General features: G+C 64.9%; 21 protein-coding genes. 11 read left to right on the forward strand and 10 right to left on the reverse strand.

Annotated features, from left to right (window positions below):
• Positions 1-16: 16 nt before the first annotated feature.
• Both CDO87_RS19730 and CDO87_RS26870 read left to right on the forward strand, forming a co-directional pair.
• Positions 17-442: a PaaI family thioesterase gene (locus tag CDO87_RS19730; protein ID WP_100930363.1), complete on the forward strand. Its 426-nt coding sequence runs from the start codon at positions 17-19 to the stop codon at positions 440-442.
• Between the two features lie 126 nt (positions 443-568).
• The gene (locus CDO87_RS26870; protein WP_157815055.1) at positions 569-724 is read left to right on the forward strand and encodes a hypothetical protein; all 156 of its coding nucleotides are present in this window, start codon (positions 569-571) and stop codon (positions 722-724) included.
• Between the two features lie 96 nt (positions 725-820).
• On the opposite strand, the gene speE is transcribed toward CDO87_RS26870, so the two are convergent.
• From speE to CDO87_RS19745, 3 genes are all read right to left on the reverse strand, one after another.
• The gene (gene speE, locus CDO87_RS19735; RefSeq protein WP_100930364.1) at positions 821-1,675 is read right to left on the reverse strand and encodes a polyamine aminopropyltransferase; all 855 of its coding nucleotides are present in this window, start codon (positions 1,673-1,675) and stop codon (positions 821-823) included.
• A 190-nt stretch (positions 1,676-1,865) separates the two neighbouring features.
• On the reverse strand, positions 1,866-2,375 hold the full coding sequence (gene speD, locus CDO87_RS19740; RefSeq protein WP_100930365.1) for an adenosylmethionine decarboxylase: 510 nt from the start codon (positions 2,373-2,375) through the stop codon (positions 1,866-1,868).
• 219 nt (positions 2,376-2,594) lie between these two features.
• Positions 2,595-2,819, reverse strand: a complete 225-nt coding sequence (locus tag CDO87_RS19745; RefSeq protein ID WP_100930366.1) for a DUF1127 domain-containing protein — start codon at positions 2,817-2,819, stop codon at positions 2,595-2,597.
• 94 nt (positions 2,820-2,913) lie between these two features.
• Between CDO87_RS19745 and CDO87_RS19750 the strand changes: the two genes are divergently transcribed.
• The 5 genes from CDO87_RS19750 to CDO87_RS19770 all read left to right on the forward strand — a co-directional run bounded on the left by CDO87_RS19750 (position 2,914) and on the right by CDO87_RS19770 (position 7,086).
• The gene (locus CDO87_RS19750; RefSeq protein ID WP_100930367.1) at positions 2,914-4,305 is read left to right on the forward strand and encodes a PLP-dependent aminotransferase family protein; all 1,392 of its coding nucleotides are present in this window, start codon (positions 2,914-2,916) and stop codon (positions 4,303-4,305) included.
• On the forward strand, positions 4,302-4,835 hold the full coding sequence (locus tag CDO87_RS19755) for a GNAT family N-acetyltransferase (RefSeq protein ID WP_100930368.1): 534 nt from the start codon (positions 4,302-4,304) through the stop codon (positions 4,833-4,835). Before CDO87_RS19750 ends, CDO87_RS19755 begins: the two co-directional genes overlap by 4 nt.
• Before the next feature lie 149 nt (positions 4,836-4,984).
• Complete coding sequence (rplM, locus tag CDO87_RS19760) at positions 4,985-5,443, forward strand: 50S ribosomal protein L13 (RefSeq protein ID WP_100930369.1); 459 nt, start codon at positions 4,985-4,987, stop codon at positions 5,441-5,443.
• Between the two features lie 2 nt (positions 5,444-5,445).
• Complete coding sequence (gene rpsI, locus CDO87_RS19765; protein ID WP_100930370.1) at positions 5,446-5,940, forward strand: 30S ribosomal protein S9; 495 nt, start codon at positions 5,446-5,448, stop codon at positions 5,938-5,940.
• 108 nt (positions 5,941-6,048) lie between these two features.
• Positions 6,049-7,086, forward strand: a complete 1,038-nt coding sequence (locus tag CDO87_RS19770) for a glycosyltransferase family 2 protein (protein ID WP_157815056.1) — start codon at positions 6,049-6,051, stop codon at positions 7,084-7,086.
• On the opposite strand, the gene CDO87_RS19775 is transcribed toward CDO87_RS19770, so the two are convergent.
• From CDO87_RS19775 to ppk2, 3 genes are read right to left on the reverse strand one after another with little or no spacing between them, the layout of a single operon-like run.
• Entirely contained in the window at positions 7,073-7,930 is an 858-nt protein-coding gene (locus tag CDO87_RS19775) for a hypothetical protein (RefSeq protein WP_100930372.1), read from the reverse strand. The two genes, CDO87_RS19770 and CDO87_RS19775, sit on opposite strands and share 14 nt — an antisense overlap.
• 57 nt (positions 7,931-7,987) lie before the next feature.
• Complete coding sequence (locus tag CDO87_RS19780; protein ID WP_100930373.1) at positions 7,988-8,605, reverse strand: TetR/AcrR family transcriptional regulator; 618 nt, start codon at positions 8,603-8,605, stop codon at positions 7,988-7,990.
• A gap of 60 nt (positions 8,606-8,665) precedes the next feature.
• On the reverse strand, positions 8,666-9,541 hold the full coding sequence (ppk2, locus tag CDO87_RS19785) for a polyphosphate kinase 2 (RefSeq protein WP_100930374.1): 876 nt from the start codon (positions 9,539-9,541) through the stop codon (positions 8,666-8,668).
• Between the two features lie 127 nt (positions 9,542-9,668).
• Between ppk2 and CDO87_RS19790 the strand changes: the two genes are divergently transcribed.
• Positions 9,669-10,490, forward strand: coding sequence for a L,D-transpeptidase (locus CDO87_RS19790; RefSeq protein WP_254698217.1), 822 nt, complete (start codon positions 9,669-9,671; stop codon positions 10,488-10,490).
• A 2-nt stretch (positions 10,491-10,492) separates the two neighbouring features.
• Here the strand turns inward: CDO87_RS19790 and CDO87_RS19795 are convergent, their stop codons facing one another.
• Both CDO87_RS19795 and metA read right to left on the reverse strand, forming a co-directional pair.
• Positions 10,493-11,461: an alpha/beta fold hydrolase gene (locus CDO87_RS19795; RefSeq protein WP_100930375.1), complete on the reverse strand. Its 969-nt coding sequence runs from the start codon at positions 11,459-11,461 to the stop codon at positions 10,493-10,495.
• A gap of 19 nt (positions 11,462-11,480) precedes the next feature.
• The gene (metA, locus tag CDO87_RS19800; RefSeq protein ID WP_100930376.1) at positions 11,481-12,401 is read right to left on the reverse strand and encodes a homoserine O-succinyltransferase; all 921 of its coding nucleotides are present in this window, start codon (positions 12,399-12,401) and stop codon (positions 11,481-11,483) included.
• 126 nt (positions 12,402-12,527) lie between these two features.
• On the opposite strand from metA, the gene CDO87_RS19805 reads away from it, so the two are divergent.
• Positions 12,528-13,118 (forward strand): hypothetical protein, encoded by a 591-nt coding sequence (locus tag CDO87_RS19805; protein WP_157815057.1) that lies wholly within the window; start codon positions 12,528-12,530, stop codon positions 13,116-13,118.
• 84 nt (positions 13,119-13,202) lie between these two features.
• On the opposite strand, the gene ssb is transcribed toward CDO87_RS19805, so the two are convergent.
• Positions 13,203-13,733: a single-stranded DNA-binding protein gene (ssb, locus tag CDO87_RS19810; protein ID WP_100930378.1), complete on the reverse strand. Its 531-nt coding sequence runs from the start codon at positions 13,731-13,733 to the stop codon at positions 13,203-13,205.
• A 174-nt stretch (positions 13,734-13,907) separates the two neighbouring features.
• On the opposite strand from ssb, the gene CDO87_RS19815 reads away from it, so the two are divergent.
• Complete coding sequence (locus tag CDO87_RS19815; RefSeq protein WP_198521767.1) at positions 13,908-14,522, forward strand: lytic transglycosylase domain-containing protein; 615 nt, start codon at positions 13,908-13,910, stop codon at positions 14,520-14,522.
• Between the two features lie 102 nt (positions 14,523-14,624).
• Positions 14,625-15,638: a hypothetical protein gene (locus CDO87_RS19820; RefSeq protein WP_100930379.1), complete on the forward strand. Its 1,014-nt coding sequence runs from the start codon at positions 14,625-14,627 to the stop codon at positions 15,636-15,638.
• A gap of 170 nt (positions 15,639-15,808) precedes the next feature.
• Here CDO87_RS19820 and CDO87_RS19825 read toward each other — a convergent pair whose 3' ends face one another.
• The gene (locus tag CDO87_RS19825; protein WP_100930380.1) at positions 15,809-17,896 is read right to left on the reverse strand and encodes an ABC transporter ATP-binding protein; all 2,088 of its coding nucleotides are present in this window, start codon (positions 17,894-17,896) and stop codon (positions 15,809-15,811) included.
• Positions 17,897-17,925 lie beyond the last annotated feature (29 nt).

The following is a 17,925-nucleotide window of genomic DNA, read 5'->3' on the forward strand; positions in this document are numbered from 1 at the left end:
AGATGGAGGAAAGCGAATGCCTGTGATGACTGCGGACGAGATGACGGAATTTCTGGATGAGGTGTTTCCGCAGGTCAGGGGCATGTTCGGCATCGACGAGCTTGGCGACAGCCGGATCGTCATGCGCCTGGTGAACGACGAACGGCACCTGCGTCCCGGAGGAACGGTGTCCGGCCCCGCGATGTTCAGCCTTGCCGATGTGGCGGCCTATGTTGCGGTTCTGGCCAACGTGGGGCGGCAGGCGCTGGCGGTGACGACGCATTGCTCCATCGATTTCATGCGCAAGCCCGCGTCGGGCGTGGACCTGCTGGCCGAGGCGCGCGTGCTGAAGATGGGCAAGGTGCTGGCGGTGATCGACGTGCTCTTGTTCAGCGAGGGCAGCGACAAACCCGTGGCTCACGCCAGCCTCACATATTCGATTCCGCCGCGTCCCGCGGGTTGACGAACCTGTGGCGCGCAGGCCACGGGCGCGCGCCTGGGTCGTTTTGTGGGAACGCGGTGCGTGTTTTCGCGTTTACCTCTCACAAGCGACGCCGCAAACCGTCGCATTGCTGAAAGGAGACACGACATGAATATCGGAGGACTTATCCGCCGCGCCGTGGGCGCCTTCGCACGGTCGCGCACTCACGGGCATTACCGTGGCCACAGCACCTACGGTCACCACCAGAGCGCCGAAGCGCAGGCCGCCCGCGGGTTGGCCCGCATGGCGAAGAAGAAGCTCTGAACCTGACCGCTTTCGAGCGAAAAGGGCGCGTCCTGCCGGGCGCGCCCTTTTGCTGCGTGGGATGGGACGGGGACCATGCGGTGCCCATCACGGGCATCAGGGGAAGAGCTTCCGGATATAGCCGGGCAGGGCGAAGGCCGCCTTGTGGACCTCGGCCGTGTAATACTGCGGGCGGATGCCGCTGGCGCAAAAGCGTGTCTGAAGGGTGTTCACGTCGGTGTGGCGCGCGCCGCTGTCGGTGCCCCAGCCGAAGGCCATCGGACCGCCCGCGTAGCTGGGTACGGTCGCGAGGTAGCAGGTGGCATCGGCAAACAGTGCCTGGAAGGCGCGCATCGTCCGGGTCAGCTCATCCCCCTGCATGAAGGGCACGCCGTTCTGCGTGACGATGATGCCGCCGTCTTTCAGCGCCTTGCGGGCGTTGGCATAGAAATTGTTGGAATAGAGCGCTTCGCCGGGGCCGATCGGGTCCGTCGAATCCACGATGATAACGTCATACCCGCCCTTCGTGGTCTTCATGAAATCCGATCCGTCGGCGATCACCAGATCCAGCCGCGGATCGTCGAAGGCGCCGTCGCTGATCGTCGGCAGGTAGCGTTTGGAGAACTCCACCACGCCCGCGTCGATCTCGACCATAGTGATGTGCTTGACCGTCTTGTGGCGCAGTGCTTCTCGGGCCATGCCGCCGTCGCCGCCACCCACGATGCAGATCCGGGTCGCCGCGCCATGGGCGAAGATCGGCACATGGGTCAACATCTCGTGGTAGATGAAGTTGTCCTTCTCGGTGACTTGAACCACGTCGTCGAGGGTCAGAACCCGGCCAAAGGTCTCGTTCTGGATCACCCGCAGGCGCTGATGGTCGGTCTGGCTGTCGTACAGAACATCGTCCACCCGCATCGCCTGGGCGTAATCGCCGTGAAGCTGTTCGCGCATCCAGCGCGGTGTTTCGTCCATGGTCTCCTCCTGCCCATGCGACCACGATTAGCGTAACCGCATGATTCCACAATGACGCTGACGCCGGAAGGTTCCCTTGGGTCAACAAATGTGAATGTCCCGGGGGCCGCGCGGGGCCGCCCTTCGGGACCGGATCGGCGCGCCGAGAGGGGTGGCGCGCAGCGGGTTTAGTCGGGGCAATCCCGTTCCTTCAGGCGGCGATCCCGGCCTCTGCCACGACACCTTCGCCGCGTTTGAGTTCACGGACGCGGACGTCAGCGGTGTCAAACGCCTTTGCCAGCACGTCGACGGCCAGCCATGGCTGCGCATCGCCGCACATGAAGACGTCGAAGGCACCATAGCCGATTTCCGGCCAAGTGTGGACCGAGATGTGGCTTTCCGCCAGCACCGCCACGCCGCTCACGCCTTGCGGGCTGAACTTGTGCGTGTGGATGTGCAGCAGCGTCGCGCCGCAGGTGTCCACGCAATCGCGGAATGCCTGCTGGATGCGCGCCTCGTCGTCGAGGCCCGTGCCATTCACAACCTCGATGATGAGGTGCGTGCCGGCAAAGACGGCGCCGTCGCGGCGGATGAAATGGTCGTCGCGCTGTTCGTCGAACACGTCGCGCGCGGTGGGTGCGGGACAAGTCCCGGTGGTGTCTTCCTCGTGGGCGCCAGTCTCCAGACCGTACCCCAGTTGGAAGAGGGTGATGTCCTTCATGACATTCGCCTCCTCAAGCCAGCAGTGCGTTCCAGTCGGTTCCTTAGCGCCCCCCTGAACTGCAGGGTTGGGATCGGTTCCGAAAGTCCGGCTCACGTAAGGGGTGAGGGCGCGACGATCAAGTATTAATTCTGCGGGTGCGAGAGATTATGCCGGCGGGCGGGAGTGATGCCCGCCGGCGGCCCCGGAGCGAGGGGTCCGGGGCTTTGTCTGGCAGGGTTACTGCCAGAACCTGCGGTTGGCTTCGTGCCGCGCGGTCAGCGCGTCGATTCCCACGTCCTTCAGCATATGGGCGTCGAGGTCGGCGAGCGCCTGTCGCGTGCGCCGCTTTTCAGCCCATTTCGCCGAGGCGACCGCAACACGCAGCGCAATGCTTGCCACCAGCGGGAGCGGGCGGCTCGTCTCGAGGTAGGTCAGTGCTTCACGCGTGACGATCTGTGCCATGGGAAATCCTTTCAATTGTATTGACACAAAGTACCTGTATTCGGTACCTTGATTGATACAATGTGTTCTGGAGAGGGTCGAGCCAATTATTGTGATGGATACAATTTCGAAACTCTATGAGTCGCAGCAGGCGGGGCCCAAGTATCGCGCCGTCGCGGACGCCCTGAAGCAGGCGATTGCGCAGGGCGACCTGGGAGTCGGCGACCGCTTGCCCCCGGTGCGCGAACTCGCCTGGCATCTGAAGATCACCCCCGGCACGGTCGCCCGCGCCTACACCATCCTGACCGACGACGGCCTGGTGGTGGCAGAGGTCGGGCGCGGCACCTACGTGGCCGACCGAAAGCGGCCGCCTACACCGGGGCCGCTGCTGAGTTTCGACGAGACGACGCTAGACAATATCAACCTGTACTTCTCGCGCCCGCCGGACGTGGGGCAGGTGGCCCTGATCAGCGACGGCATGCGGCGACTGGCCGACACGCCGCGCCGTTCACTGATGGACTACCCCTCCGCCGAGGCCTACGCGCCCGCCCGCAGGGCCGTGCTGCGCTGGCTGTCCGATGCGGTGCTGGGGCCGGCGGACGAAGACCAGGTCGTCCTGTCGCACGGCGGTCAGTCCGGCGTGTCACTGGTCTTGCAGTCCGTGCTGAAGAGGCCGTCGCCGGTCGTGCTGGTGGAGGAGGTCTTCTACCCCGGTTTCCGCCGCGCGGCGCAGCTGGCACGGGCGGAAATTGTGCCGGTGCCGATGGATGCGCACGGATTGATCCCCGCTGCGCTCGATGAATTGTGCCAGAAACATGAGGCGCAGGTGCTTTGTACCAGTGCCGAGGTGCACAATCCCACCGGATTGTTCACTCCGCCCGAGCGCAGGGACGAGATCGCGAAGGTCGCCGCCCGGCACGGGCTGAACGTGCTGGAGGACGACTGCTACCGTCTGGGACCGTCGCGGGCGCCAACCTACCGCGTGCTGCTGCCGGATCTCGGCTGGTACGTGAACTCCCTGTCGAAGACGCTGGCGCCCAGTCTCAGGATCGGTTTCGTGGTGGCCCCGGCGGCGCAGGCGCGCCGCTTGCGGCAGACGGCGGAACACGGCTTCTTCGGGCTGTCTGAACCGCTGGCCATGCTGGTGGAGGACCTGCTCCAGCGGGAGGAAACCTACGAGGTCACGACCCGCGCCCGGGAGGAGATTGCCCGTTACGTGCGTGCCGCGGTCAACATCCTCGGGCGATACGATCTGACTTGGAACGAACAGGTGCCGTTCCTCTGGCTGAGATTGCCGCAGGGCTGGCGCGCGGGATCCTTCGCGCAGGCGGCCGAGGCGCAGGGCGTGCGCATCCGCGCCGCAGAGGAGTTCGTGACCCGCGACGGACGGGTGCCCCACGCGGTGCGGATCGGTGTGAACGCGCAGCTGTCGCTGAAGACCTTTGAAACGGCAATCGCGCGGCTGCGGGACATGCTGGACAACCCGCCGGAACGGATGACGGTATGACTTGGGCCAGGGAACTGCCGGCCCGCATGCTGGGTGCGACGCTTGACCTGCGCCCGCTGGTCGAGGCCGATCGCGAACCGTTGTTCCAGGCGGCCTCCGATCCGGGGATCTGGGCGGGTCATCCAACCAGCAACCGGCATGAGCGCGCGGCCTTCACCACATACTTCGACCATCTGCTGACCTCTGGCGGCTCCGTCACCGTACGCAGGCGCGACGGCGGGCAGGTCATCGGCTGTTCACGTTTCTACGAACCGCCGGAAACACCCGGAGGGATCGCCATCGGATCGACCTTCCTTGTTCGCGAGGCATGGGGTGGGGCGGTGAACCGCGAACTGAAGGCGCTGATGCTCGGATGGGCCTTTGAAAGGCACGACCACGTGTGGCTGCATATCGACCCGGAAAACCTGCGATCCCAGCGCGCGACGGCCAAACTGGGCGCGCGTCTTGTGACCACGGCAGAGCTTGTGATGGCGGGCAGGCGGGGTCATCGGCAATGCTGGCGGCTCGATCGGGACGATTTTGTGGGGTAAAATGATACCATAATTTCAAGTCATTGATTTTGCTTCTTAAATTTGGATAAAGCGCGCTTGACGCGACCTGGGGGCGGCTTTATGAACCGTCCATCGAATTTCGGGCCGGGGGTGACCTCGGCCCTTCTCTATCGAAACGGACGACACACATGAAAACCTTCTCTGCAACTCCGGCAGACATCGACAAGAAGTGGATCGTGATCGACGCCGAAGGCATCGTTCTCGGCCGCCTCGCTGCGATCGTCGCCACACGGCTGCGCGGCAAGCACAAGCCGTCCTTCACCCCCCACATGGACATGGGTGACAACGTCATCATCGTGAACGCCGACAAGGTCCAGCTGACCGGCAAGAAGCGCGAAGAGAACTTCTACTGGCACACCGGCCACCCGGGCGGCATCAAGTCCCGCACGAAGGCGCAGATCCTCGAGGGAGCACACCCCGAGCGCGTGGTGCTCCAGGCCGTCAAGCGCATGCTTCCGGGCAACCGCCTGTCGCGCCAGCTGCTGACCAACCTGCGCATCTACGCAGGCGCGGAGCACCCGCACGATGCCCAGAACCCCGAAGTTCTGGACGTCAAGACCAAGAACTCCAAGAACACCCGGGTGTAATCATGGCTGAACAGATCAACTCTCTTGATGACCTCGCCAAGGCCGTGACCGACGATATCGGTGCAGTCCAGGGCGTCGAAGAAGCCCCGCGTGAGCCGGTTCGCGACGAACTCGGCCGCTCCTATGCCACCGGCAAGCGGAAGGACGCCGTCGCACGCGTCTGGATCAAGCCGGGCTCCGGCAAGGTCGTGGTGAACGGCAAGGACCAGGACAAGTACTTTGCGCGTCCGGTTCTCCAGCTCATCCTGCGCCAGCCGTTCCAGGTTGCCGGCGTCGAAGGCGAATTCGACGTGATGGCGACCGTGAAGGGGGGCGGCCTGACCGGTCAGGCCGGTGCGGTCAAGCACGGCATCTCCAAGGCTCTGCAGCTTTACAACCCGGAACTGCGTTCCGCGCTGAAGGCCGCCGGCTTCCTGACCCGCGACAGCCGCGTCGTGGAACGGAAGAAGTTCGGCAAGCGCAAGGCGCGCCGCTCGTTCCAGTTCTCGAAGCGCTAAGCTTTTTCCGGGTGCGTCGCGCACCCTGCGGACAATGCGAAGGGCGGCCCAATGGGTCGCCCTTTTTGCTGCTTTCCGCCTCGCGCAGGGTGCGGTAAGCCTCCGCGCATGCTGAAGGTCACGCTAGAAGACGCCGGGGATCTCGCCCGCATCGTGCACGGAACGGTCGATCCGTCCCGGCTCACCATGTTTTCCACGATGAAGAACGAGATGACGTTCCTGCCCGCGTGGCTGGCGCATCATCGGTCCATCGGGTTCGAGCAATTCCTGATCTGGGATGATGCCTCCGACGACGGGTCGTTCGACTACCTGTCGGGGCAGGACGATGTGGTGATCATGCGGTCGGACCTGGGGTTCGGCGATGCCGTTCTGTACCGCGATCCGGACGGGGTAGAGAAGGCGGACCGCGCCGGCACCTATTTCAAGATCGCGCTGCCGCACCTGTTCTTCGACGGGGCCTATGTCGGCTATGTCGACGCGGACGAATTCCTGCTGTTGCCGCCGGGCGTGACCTCCATTGCAGAGGTCGTGGCGCGGCTCGAACGGGAAGGCGCACCGTCGGCCGTGGCATCGGTGGTTGAGTTCTTCCCGGCGTCCGTCTCCGGCCTGAGTGGGTCTGTTCCGCAAAGCCTCGACGGTCTGCTGAAAGCCTATCCGTATTTCGAGGCGGAGCAGTTGGTCGATCTGGTGCCAGGGGGGCAGCCAAAGCTGGTGGGAAAGGCCAAGACAACCCGTCTTTTCAACACTTTCTCTGTCGAGCCCAAAGTGGTTCGGAGCGGCTGGCAGAGGATCTGGATGTCGTCAAAGGCGAAAAAGGCACAACGGTTTCAGAAGTCGGCGCGGCACAAGACGCCCCTGGTGCGTCGCGACGCGCAGACCCGGCTGACCGGCTCGCATTACGCCAACCTGCCGCCGTCACCGGACGTTCTGTTGTGCGTCGCGCATTTCGTTTTCACCGCGCAATTCGCCGAAAAGATCGCCCGCGCGACCGAGTGGGGCGCACATGCGAACGGGGCCGCGAAGTACCGTTATTACGCGGAACTTCTGGACAAGATGGCCGGGGTGGAGAACGCGTTCCTGGGGGAGAATTCTGTCGCCTACGAGGGGCCGGAGCAGCTGGTCGCCGCGGGGCTCATGCGCTGGTGAGCGCGTATTTCGCAGAAGCCCACAGCGACGCGATCTGCGGGAAGCGGAGGGCGACGGCCTCGTAGACAGGGCGATAATGGGTGGCGATCTCGGCCACGATGTCCTCGGACAGGCCGCTGCCCTTGGCCCGTGCATTGACTGCCTGTCCTCCCGCGTCCGCATCCACGGGCACCTCGGCGAATTGGGCCAAGGCGGCGATTCCCTTTGGCGTGAACAACTCCTCGAACAGGCAAAGATGGCTGTCCTGCGGTGCGAACACCTGCGCGATTGCGGTCATCGTCCGGTCGTAGCGTGTGCGTGCCTCCGCCTCTGCGCCAGCGTAGAAGGCGCGCAGCGGTTCGGTGTTGTCCTCGGAGGACGGCAGGCGATCCTTGGCCATTTCCATTCGCATGTGCGACCGGATGCGGTCCACCGGATCGCGCATCGAGAACAGTACCTTGACCGCAATTCCACGCTGTTCGAATCCCTGCTTGATCCTTGCGAGCGTCTCGGGCGGGAGGGCGGCGTAGGACGGGCTGATGTCGCCGGTCCGCACAATGCCTTGGCGATCCAGAAGCCCGGCAAAGTAGTCGAGATAAGCCTCGGGGTCCGATTGCAGTCGCCAGCGCAGGTGCTGCGCGGGCTCTGAAGCTCCGACACTCGTCTTGGCCTTGGCCCTCAGCCGCTCAACGGTGGAAGGGGGCGCAACCTTGTACCGGGCAAACACGCCGCCGAGGGTATGCTCCCAAACCTGATACTCCCCCAAACGCCCGAAATCCGACCCGGATTGCCGCGCCAGATACGCTTGTATCCAGGTTGAGCCGCATTTCTGGCCGCCGAGGCCGAGGTAGAAGGTGGGGGTCATGGCGTCGTCCGGCTTGGTCAGTTGGCTTGGGCGGTTCGGTTCGAAACGGGTTTCGGTTCAGTTGTCGGGCGGGAGGAGGCCAAGGCCACGGAGATACACGCCGATGCCGCTTTCCAGCAGGTCTTCGGGCGGAAAGGGTGACTGTGTGCCCGGCGAATTCCGGGCGAACAGTTCCACCACGCCATGGGACAAGGCCCAGATATGGGCAGAGAACATCTGCGGCGGCGGCCGCTTCTCCGGCGGGATATGTTGCGACAACTCGTCGGCGGCACGTTCCAGCACTCCGCGGGCGCGGGCAGAGACCTGCGCCAGTTCCGGCGAGTGGTTCACCGAGATGCCGCTTTCGAACATGGCGATGTAGTGGCCGGGGTAGCGCCGGGCGAAGGCGAGGTAGGCGCGGCCCGTCGCCTCGAACGCTGCCAGCGCCGAGGGCTGCCCCTTGTCGTAGGCGTATTGCATGACGTCGGCGAAGATCTCGTACCCCTGGCGCGCGGCTTCGGCGATCAGGTCTTCGCGGCCCGCGAAATGGCGGTAGACCGCCGCGGGCGTGACGCCCGCCTGCTTGGCGGCCTCGGACAAGGTGAAGCCCGTGGGGCCCTTTTCCTCGATCAGTTGCAGGGCCGCTTCGACCAGCGCCTGCCGCAGGTTGCCGTGATGGTAGCCGCGTTTGCCCATGTTCGGGGGACACCTCCGTTTCTCAGGGACTTAGCCTGCGCGCCGGGGCAGGGAAAGGGCTCAGGCGTCCCAGATGTCCGGTCCGCCGCAAATCGCCGGGTCAGGATGGCCAAGTGCCTGCTGGTCCTTGCGGGAATAGTCGAGATGCGTCAGCACGTGCCGGATCGCGGACAGTCGCGCGCGTTTCTTGTCGTCCGACCGGATGATCGTCCAAGGCGCGGCGGCGGTGTGCGAGCGGTGCAGCGTCTCCTGGATCGCGGCGGAATAGGCCTCCCAGCGGCTCAGCCCCTCGACGTCGATCCAGCTCAGTTTCCACTGTTTCAGCGGATCGGATTCGCGTTTCAGGAACCGGCGGAGCTGTTCGGCCCGGCCCACGTTGAGCCAGAGCTTGAAGAGGTGGATGCCCTCGTCGACCAGCATCTTTTCGAAGTCCGGGACCTGAGAGAAGAAGTGCTCCCTTTGCTGTGCCGTGCAGAAACCGAAGACATGTTCCACGACGCCGCGGTTGTACCAAGAGCGGTCGAAGAACACGATCTCGCCGGCAGCGGGAAGGTGATCCACGTAGCGCTGGAAATACCATTGCGTCGCCTCCCGGTCGGTCGGCTTGGGAAGCGCCACGACACGGGCACCGCGCGGGTTCAGGTTCATGCGGAAGCGGGCGATGGTGCCACCCTTGCCGGCCGCGTCGCGGCCCTCGAAGACCATGGCGATCCGGTGGCCTTCCTGCTTGGCCCACGCCTGCATCTTGACCAGTTCGATCTGCAGCGCCTCGAGCTCTTTGTCGTAGTCCTTGCCGGACATCTGTTCGGTGTAAGGATAGCCCGCGTCGAGAATGTCGTTCTTGTCGGCGGAGGCGATGGCCGCCCGCACGTCCTTTGGTGCATCGTTTTCGGCGTATCGTGTGATGGCACCGTCGAAAGGCAGGTCTTGGGGCATGATTTCCGTCCGTTTGATTGTCGTGAGTATGGCTTTGTGTGCCGTTGATGGCAAACCGCTGCCGAGCGGCGGAACAATCGAGCCGGACGAACCGTTTGCCTTTCGAAGAATACTGGAAAGGCATCTCATGATATCGCAAGTCCCCAAACCGGTCGCCGGGCTGGTTCTTCTCGCGCTTGTGGCAGCCTGTGCGCGTCCGCTTCCCCCGGTCTCGGACGTGTCCGAGGCGCAACCGCAAGCGGTGCCCAACGTGGCCATGACCGAAAACGGCTACCTGGCGGAGGTGGAGGTGCTGCCTCCCGAGCCGCCGCGCAAGCGTCCGCTGCAGCCCGAGACGCGGTCCATGTACATGTCGACCCAAGACAACGGCATGACCATTCCCGCGGTGCCGGAGAAATACCTCAGCGAGGAAAAGAAGCGCCAGCTGGTGGATTACTACGCGCCGTATCCGGCCGGCACGATCATCGTCGATCCGGGCGCCACGAAGCTGTATCACCTGCAGGGCAACGATCAGGCCATGCAGTACACCGTGGCGGTCGGTGCCGCGGGACGCGCGTTCAATGGCGAGGCGAAGGTGGCCTACCAGCGCGACTGGCCGCGGTGGACCCCGACGCAGAACATGATCAAGCGCGAACCCGAGGTCTACAACCAGTTCAAGGACGGCATGGAAGGCGGGCTGGACAATCCGCTGGGCGCCCGGGCCCTGTACCTGTACCGGAACGGCAAGGACACGCTCTACCGCATTCACGGCACGCGCAGCCCTGCCTCCATCGGGCATGCGGTATCATCGGGCTGTATCCGGCTGTTCAATCAGGACATCATCCACCTTGCGGATCAGGTGAAGAACGGCGCGCGGGTGATCGTGCTGAACGAGAGCGAGACGGGCAAGTACCTGCGCGCGCCGTCCGACGTGGTGCAACTGGCCGAGGATGTGCTCGACGCGGGCTGAGGTCAGTCGTCGCCGCGATCCCGGGCGCGCTCGTGGGCGCGCCGGATCGCCTCCACCACCGCGCCTTCGCGGACGTGGTGGGGCATGTGGCCGACGCCCTCCAGCACCGTCAGCCGGGCATGGGGCAGACGGTCCGCCAGCGGTTCGGAGTGGATGCCAAGCCCCACCGTGTCGTCCGCCGTGCCGTGCACCAGCTCCACCGGCATGACGGACAGCTTGTCATAGCGCGGCTCCAGCTCTGTGATCTGGTCGAGCAGACCCGCGCGGTGCAGCGCGTTGGCCTTCAGCGCCGTGCGCCGGATCGTCAGAGGCGCGCCGATGTGGCGGTCGTAGCCTGGCGGCATGTCCTGCGGATCGAAGACGGTTTCCACCACGCCCTGCACGTAGCTCGACGGGACCCAGGCCGCCTCGAACGGGATGGCGAGGGCGCCGAGGATCGGGTGCGAATTCACCTTGTAGAGCCGTGACATGCCGCCGTCCCATGGGTGGGACGGGCTGGCGGTCAACACGAGGGCCGAGACGGTTTCGGGGAATTCCACGGCCCAGGCCAGCGCGACGGAGCCGCCGTAGCTCTGGCCCATGAGGACGGGCTTTTCCAACCCCAGCGCCCGGGTGGCGGCAGAGAGCAGCGCGGCCTGTTCCACGATGGTTTCGCCGGCGTCGTGCAGCCGGTCGGTATACCCCATGCCGGGACGGTCGAAGGCGGTGACGCGGAAGTCCTGCGCCAGCCGGTCGACCAGCGAAAAGGTCATGTCGCGCAGGTTTCCGGACATACCGTGGATCAGGACGACGTCCGGGCCTTCGCCCTTGGTCACGTAGTGGACGCGTGTCGTGCCGACCTCGACGAACTGGCCGGAGGGGGGGAAGGCGGCCTCTGCCGCGCGTTCGCGCAGACCGGCGCGCAGGTGGCTCAGCCCCCAGGCCGCGGCCCCGAACGCCAGAACGTATGCAGCCCACATCAGCGGTTTCACCTGTCCTCCGTCGTGTCGTTCATGACCCGATGGAGGATAGCTCGTAAGGTGTCGACTGGTAGATCTGGTTGATCCAGTTGCCGTAAAGAAGATGTGCGTGGCTGCGCCAGCGGTTCTGCGGCGTCAGCGCCGGATCGTCGCCCGGATAGTAATTCGCGGGCACGTTGATCGGTTTCCCGGCGGCGATGTCGCGGTCGTACTCTTCCTTCAGGGTGCCGGAATCGTATTCCAGGTGGTTGAAGATGTAGAGCGCGCGGTGCGCCGGGTCCTCGACGAGGCAGGGGCCGGTCGTCTCGCTGTCGATCAGGATCGGCAGGCCCGCGGCGGTGATCTCGGCGCGGTTCATCTCGGTCCAGCGGGAGACGGGGATGACCATGTCGTCAGAGAACCCGTTCAGGTAAGGCGAGGTCGGCGCGCGGTTGATGTGCCGCACGGCGCCGAAGGCCTTGGCGTCCAGCATGTGCTTGGGCACGCCATGGAAATGGTAGACCATCGCCATCCCGCCCCAGCACACGCCGAAGGTGGAATGCACATGGGTCTGCGTCCAGTCGAATACCTGCGTCAGTTCCTCCCAGTACGTGACCTCCTCGAAGGGCAGGTGCTCGATCGGGGCGCCGGTGATGATGAGACCGTCCAGCTTTTCGCCGGAGTCGGCCACCTCGGCGAAGGGGCGGTAGAAAGCCTCCATGTGCTCGGCGGCGGTGTTCTTGGTCTGGTGCTCGGTCATGCGGATCAGCTGGAAGTCGATCTGCAACGGCGTCGCCCCGATCAGGCGGGCGAACTGGTTCTCCGTCTGGATCTTCTTCGGCATCAGGTTCAGCAGCCCGATCCGCAGCGGCCGGATGTCCTGCCGCGCGGCCTGTTCCTCGGACATGACCATGACGCCCTCGCGCGTGAGCACGTCGAAGGCGGGAAGGTCCGAGGGCAGGCGGATGGGCATGGGTCTGTTTCCTGAGGGTGATTGCGAGGGGCAGACATAGGCCAAGCCTTGCCGCCGAACAAGGGTTGCGCCGACTCGGGGGCTGTGGCCGTAATTCTCAGGACCATTTTTCTGGAGGGCATTTGAATGAAGTCTATTGCAGCGGCGTTTTCCATGGCGTTGGCTGTCCTGTCCGGCGGGGCGGTGGCGCAGACGAATTCCTGCATGGGCAACTGCCTGGCGAGCGAGGGGGACACCCCTGGCTACCACGCCTGCATCCGGCGCCTGTGCAATGCCAACCATGTCCAGCCCTCGACCCACATCCCGACGTGGAACGGCGGGGCGATCCAGGACGGTGCGATCCTCTGGGCGGGGATCGACACGCAGAACGGTCAGTCGGGGCTCTATTACTTCTGTCAGCAGGGCGGTATCAGCGATCTGCTGATCCCCGGCACGCCACCGGGCCAGCAGACCTTCTACCTGACGGTGGACGGCCAGACCTTCGAAAAGACGTTCCGCACGATCAGCAACGGGGTCACGGCGACGGTCGTGCCCGAAGAGCCGCTGATGCGCGCGATGCGCGGCGGCAAGGGCGTGGTGATCGAAAGCCAGCGCGGCGGCATGGTCATGGGTCTTCCGCTCATCAACGCCGAGGAGGCGCTGGAAAGCGCGCTGGTCGGGTGCGGCTTCATGGAGCCGGACGAGCGCCCGCTGGGGGCGGGGGAGCGTCAGGACTGACAGGACGCGCCGTACAGGAATGAGCGCAAAAAAAAACCGCCGCAGGATGTGCGGCGGTTTGTGTTTGCAGTACCCGGGACTGACTCAGAACGGGATCTCGTCGTCCAGATCGCGGGACGGCGCGCGGGAGGGGCCGGAACCGCCACCGGCGCTGCCACTGCCGCCGCGGTCGTCGTAACCGCGGTCGTCGTAGCCGCCGCCACCGTAGCTGTCGCCACCGCCGCCGAACGAGCCGGCGCCACCACCACCGCTGCCGCCATCGCTGCGGCCGTCGAGCAGGGTCAGCTCGCCACGGTAGGGGCGCAGCACGACCTCGGTCGAATAGCGGTCCTGACCAGACTGGTCCTGCCACTTGCGCGTTTCAAGCTGGCCCTCGATGTAGACCTTCGAACCCTTGCGCAGGTATTGCTCGGCGATCCGGGCCAGCGGCTCGGAGAAGATCGCGACCGAATGCCATTCCGTGCGTTCGCGGCGCTCGCCCGTATTGCGGTCCTTCCAGTTCTCTGACGTGGCGATCCGCAGGTTGCAGACCTTGCCCCCGTTCTGGAAGGTACGCACTTCCGGGTCGCGCCCGAGATTGCCCACGAGGATCACCTTGTTGACGGAACCGGCCATGTTTCTCCCTCTCGAAACCTAGAATCGCATCGGCGAATGTCTGCCGTTTCTACACGCGGTGCAAAGGGGGGGCAAACAGAGCGGACCACAGGGGTTCCGATTGAGCGATTTTTGGGTATAGTCCCGCGCAAAGACCAACAGAACAACACGGCGGCAACGAACAAGGGACGGACCATGGCGGGGGCACGCTTGGCAGTCGGCCTGAGCATTTTCCTGGCGATCACAGCCGGAAGTGCAGGGGCCGAGATCATTTCGACCAAGAACCGCGCGAACCTTTTCTCCTCGCAGACGGGAGTTTTGGACAGTCGCGCAGCGCAACAATACAAGAGCTCGGTGCGGCTTCAGCCGCCGAAGGTGGTGACGCCCACCAAGTGGGGTGTCGAAGGTGCCGAGAACGGCGCCGTCCCGAAATACCGGGGCCGCTACAACGGCGAATACGCAGTGCTCGCACGCGTCGCGGCGCAGAAACACGGCGTTCCCGAGGACCTTTTCCTGCGGCTCGTGATGCAGGAATCGCGTTTCAACCCGAAGGCCCTGTCGCACAAGGGCGCCATCGGACTGGCGCAGCTGATGCCCGCCACGGCCAAGGCGCTTGGCGTCGACCCGCACAACCCGGCGGAAAACCTCGACGGTGGCGCGCGCTACCTCAAGATCCAGTACCGCAAGTTCGGATCGTGGCGACTGGCGCTTGCGGCCTACAACGCGGGTCCCGGGGCGGTCGAAAAGCACAAGGGCGTGCCGCCCTACCGCGAGACGAAGAACTACGTGAAGGTGATCTGGGGCAGCTGACCCCGGACCTTCCGTGCGTCGAAACCGTCGCGCCTTAATCCCGGATTATTGCTTTGGTGGCACCCTGCCGCGCTAAGAGCGGTGGCAAGGGATATGAGGGCTATGGGCCGCGCGGAGATCGGCAGGCGGACGGGCAAGGCCGTGCAGGGCGCGCGGCTGTTCGTCGTGGCCGCCGTGATCTTGCTGATGGTGCTCATGCCCGGCGTGGCCAGGGCAGAGGCATGCAAGCTGCCCGCGGAACTTCTGTCGCTGGCCCGGACACTCGCTGCCCTCCCGCAGAAGCAGCGAACGATCGACCAGCTTGTGGCGGAACGCATTGCCTCACAGATGGACGGGCTGTCGGAATTCTCGATTCTCAATGACCTGCAGCGCAATCGACTTGGCGGGCTCAGCGGCATCGCGCTGGAGCTGATGGCAGAGGGGGAGCGGCTTTCTTACACCTCGGCGCCTTACGACCCCCGACACCTGCGCGCGATGCTGGCGGAGTTCGAACATCAGTCGACACTGGCCTGCAACAGTGCCGGCCAGCACAGCCAGGCCGACGCGCCTGAAACCTTTCAGGAGGCGGTCACCGAAGGCCGGATCGACTGGGAAGAGGTCGAGAAGATGCTGGAGGAGAACAAGGTCGTCAGCGGCGGTGCCGTGCTCGCCCTCATGGTGGTCTTCATCGCGCTGCTGTTCGGGATGGACCTTGCCGTCCGCTGGGCCTTTGCGCTTGTCTACAACCGGCGCGCCTGCCGAGTCGGTGCCACCCTGATCTTCGGCGAGGAGGAGGCGCACGGCCTGATCCTGACACTCGGACGGGGCGGTTTCCGCTTCCATCCCGATGACATGGACGCGCTCAGGGACGGGGGCGCCGAAGGCGGTGTGCCGTTCCAGTTGCGTGTCGGAACGCACGCCCCGTTCGAAGGCCGGATGAGCGTGGTCCGCGATCTTGTCGTCGATTGCCGGTTCGACACGCCCCTGACCCTGCGCCAGCAGGCCGAGGTTCTCGCGCTCTCGTCAATCTCTCCGTATTACGTCCGCACATCCCACGACGGCGGGGAAGAGCGCACCCTGTCACTTGCGCGGCAGGAGCAAGGGCCGCCTGTGCCTGCGCCGAACGCGAAGCCTTAGGCGACACGAGACCCTTGCCAGAGGGGAGAGGCCGGAGGTGTTGCAACCCCACCCGCAGCTATCCGAAGACCAAAGCCATAAGGCCGCGCTAAAACCATGTGCCCCGCACCCACCGGCGAAGCCAATCCGACCGGCGCGCACCCTTTCGCCTCCGTCGCGCGACCGACCGCCTATTCCGCCGCGACGGTGATCACTGGCTCCATGCCCGCCAGGTCCGCGTCAGGCAGATGGCATTTCACCTGGTGCCCTTCGGCAAGTATCCTGACCGGCGGCACCTCGCGTTCGCAAAGGTCCCCGGCCACCTTCGACTTCCACCGGCATCGTGTCTGGAACGGGCATCCGGGCGGCGGGTTCATCGCGGAAGGCACGTCGCCTTCGAGGACGATGTGTTTCTTCTTGACCGAGGTGTCGGCGATGGGCACCGCCGACAGCAGCGCCTCCGTGTAGGGATGGTAGGGCGGGGCAAAGACCTGGTCGGTCGTGCCCAGTTCCACCACGTGCCCGAGGTACATCACCATGACCCGGTCGCTGAGGTACCGCACGATCGAGAGGTCGTGCGATATGAACAGCAGCGTCGTCTTCTGCGCGCGCTGGATCTCCATCAGCAGGTCGGTCACGGCGGCCTGCACCGACACGTCGAGCGCCGAGACAGGTTCGTCCGCCACCACGATCCGCGCACCGCCTGCAAAGGCCCGTGCGATGCCGACCCGCTGCTTCTGCCCGCCCGACAATTGCCGCGGCATCCTGTCGGCGAAGGCACGGGGCAGTTTCACGAGGTCCAGAAGGCGCAGCATCTCCTCGCGCCGCTCGGCATCCGACGTGCCGTGGTTGAAGATTTCCAGCGCCCGGATGATCTGCCGGCCCACGGTCATCGACGGGTTCAGCGTGTCGAAGGGGTTCTGGAAGACCATCTGCACGTCGGCAATGGTCTGGGTGTCGCGCGCCTCGATGGGCGTCGATTCGATGTTGCGGTTGTCCAGCAGGATCTGGCCGGAGGTCGCGGTTTCCAGACCCATCAGCACCTTGGCAAAGGTCGACTTGCCGCAACCGGATTCGCCCACGATGGCCAGTGTCTCCGCTTCGCGGGCCTCGAAGGTCAGCGTCTCGTTCGCCTTCACCACCTTCCGGCCGGTCGCGCCGCCGAACAGCTTGTTTGCCGCGACCTCGTAGTACTTCTTCAGGTCGTCCATCTTCAGGATGGTGCGCCCCGGTTCCGCCTTTGCCCTGGTCACCACATTGGCGGGCGGCGCATCCCAGTCGATCTCGCGGAACCTCAGGCAGCGCGTGCGGTGGCGTTCGTCTCCCGGCACCGGTTCCATCGGAACCCGGTCGACCGCATCGCAGCGCCCGGCCTCGAAATAGTCGCAGCGGGGCCCGAAGTTGCAGCCCGGCGGGCGCTCGTGGGGCAGTGGGAAATTGCCGGGAATGGCCACCAGCGGGTGTGTCGTCTTGTCGGCGCCGGGCAGCGGGATCGACCGGAACAGTGCCTGCGTGTAGGGATGCTGCATCTGGTCGAAGACATCCTCGATGGACCCGGTCTCCACCGCCTCGCCGGAGTACATCACGCAGATCCGGTCGCAGGTCTCCAGCACCAGCCCGAGGTTGTGCGAGATGAACAGCATCGAGGTGCCGTATTTCTTGCCCAGCTCCTTCACCAGTTCGACGACCGCCGCCTCCACCGTCACGTCCAGCGCAGTGGTCGGTTCGTCGAGGATCAACAGCGATGGCTCCGCCATCAAGGCCATGGCGATCACGATCCGCTGCTGCTGTCCGCCGGACAACTGATGCGGATAGCTGTCGAGGATCCGCTTAGCATCGGGCAGCTTCACGTCGGTGACCACCTGCAACGCGCGGGCGCGGGCCTCCTTCTCCGACGCACCCTTGTGGATCATCGGCACTTCCATCAACTGCCGGCCGATCTTCATCGCCGGGTTCAGAGAGGCCATGGGCTCCTGGTAGATCATCGCGATCTCCGACCCGCGGATGTCGCGCAGTTCCTCCTGGCTCATGGCGTTCAGGTCGCGCCCCTTGAACCGGATGGCGCCGCCGACGATCCTGCCGTTCCGGCCAAGGTCCTGCATCACCCCCAGCGCCACCGTCGACTTGCCGCATCCCGACTCGCCGACAAGCCCCACCGCCTCGCCGGGCATCACCTTGACCGAGAAGTCCATCACGGCCGGGATCTCCCTGAGCCGCGTGAAGAAGGAAATCGAAAGACCCTCGATCTCGAGGATCGGGCCGTCGTAGCTCTCAGTCATCTTGTCTCTCACGGACCATGTCCTTCATC

The organism is Sagittula sp. P11 (genome assembly GCF_002814095.1).
GTDB lineage: Bacteria > Pseudomonadota > Alphaproteobacteria > Rhodobacterales > Rhodobacteraceae > Sagittula.

What these genes read in the sequence shown, in the direction of transcription:
- CDO87_RS19730 (WP_100930363.1), top strand. Translation starts at nt 17, where the DNA reads ATGCCTGTGATGACTGCGGACGAGATGACGGAATTTCTGGATGAGGTG.
- CDO87_RS26870 (WP_157815055.1), top strand. Translation starts at nt 569, where the DNA reads ATGAATATCGGAGGACTTATCCGCCGCGCCGTGGGCGCCTTCGCACGG.
- speE (WP_100930364.1), bottom strand. Translation starts at nt 1,675, where the DNA reads ATGGACGAAACACCGCGCTGGATGCGCGAACAGCTTCACGGCGATTAC.
- speD (WP_100930365.1), bottom strand. Translation starts at nt 2,375, where the DNA reads ATGAAGGACATCACCCTCTTCCAACTGGGGTACGGTCTGGAGACTGGC.
- CDO87_RS19745 (WP_100930366.1), bottom strand. Translation starts at nt 2,819, where the DNA reads ATGGCACAGATCGTCACGCGTGAAGCACTGACCTACCTCGAGACGAGC.
- CDO87_RS19750 (WP_100930367.1), top strand. Translation starts at nt 2,914, where the DNA reads ATGGATACAATTTCGAAACTCTATGAGTCGCAGCAGGCGGGGCCCAAG.
- CDO87_RS19755 (WP_100930368.1), top strand. Translation starts at nt 4,302, where the DNA reads ATGACTTGGGCCAGGGAACTGCCGGCCCGCATGCTGGGTGCGACGCTT.
- rplM (WP_100930369.1), top strand. Translation starts at nt 4,985, where the DNA reads ATGAAAACCTTCTCTGCAACTCCGGCAGACATCGACAAGAAGTGGATC.
- rpsI (WP_100930370.1), top strand. Translation starts at nt 5,446, where the DNA reads ATGGCTGAACAGATCAACTCTCTTGATGACCTCGCCAAGGCCGTGACC.
- CDO87_RS19770 (WP_157815056.1), top strand. Translation starts at nt 6,049, where the DNA reads ATGCTGAAGGTCACGCTAGAAGACGCCGGGGATCTCGCCCGCATCGTG.
- CDO87_RS19775 (WP_100930372.1), bottom strand. Translation starts at nt 7,930, where the DNA reads ATGACCCCCACCTTCTACCTCGGCCTCGGCGGCCAGAAATGCGGCTCA.
- CDO87_RS19780 (WP_100930373.1), bottom strand. Translation starts at nt 8,605, where the DNA reads ATGGGCAAACGCGGCTACCATCACGGCAACCTGCGGCAGGCGCTGGTC.
- ppk2 (WP_100930374.1), bottom strand. Translation starts at nt 9,541, where the DNA reads ATGCCCCAAGACCTGCCTTTCGACGGTGCCATCACACGATACGCCGAA.
- CDO87_RS19790 (WP_254698217.1), top strand. Translation starts at nt 9,669, where the DNA reads ATGATATCGCAAGTCCCCAAACCGGTCGCCGGGCTGGTTCTTCTCGCG.
- metA (WP_100930376.1), bottom strand. Translation starts at nt 12,401, where the DNA reads ATGCCCATCCGCCTGCCCTCGGACCTTCCCGCCTTCGACGTGCTCACG.
- CDO87_RS19805 (WP_157815057.1), top strand. Translation starts at nt 12,528, where the DNA reads ATGAAGTCTATTGCAGCGGCGTTTTCCATGGCGTTGGCTGTCCTGTCC.
- ssb (WP_100930378.1), bottom strand. Translation starts at nt 13,733, where the DNA reads ATGGCCGGTTCCGTCAACAAGGTGATCCTCGTGGGCAATCTCGGGCGC.
- CDO87_RS19815 (WP_198521767.1), top strand. Translation starts at nt 13,908, where the DNA reads ATGGCGGGGGCACGCTTGGCAGTCGGCCTGAGCATTTTCCTGGCGATC.
- CDO87_RS19820 (WP_100930379.1), top strand. Translation starts at nt 14,625, where the DNA reads ATGGGCCGCGCGGAGATCGGCAGGCGGACGGGCAAGGCCGTGCAGGGC.
- CDO87_RS19825 (WP_100930380.1), bottom strand. Translation starts at nt 17,896, where the DNA reads ATGACTGAGAGCTACGACGGCCCGATCCTCGAGATCGAGGGTCTTTCG.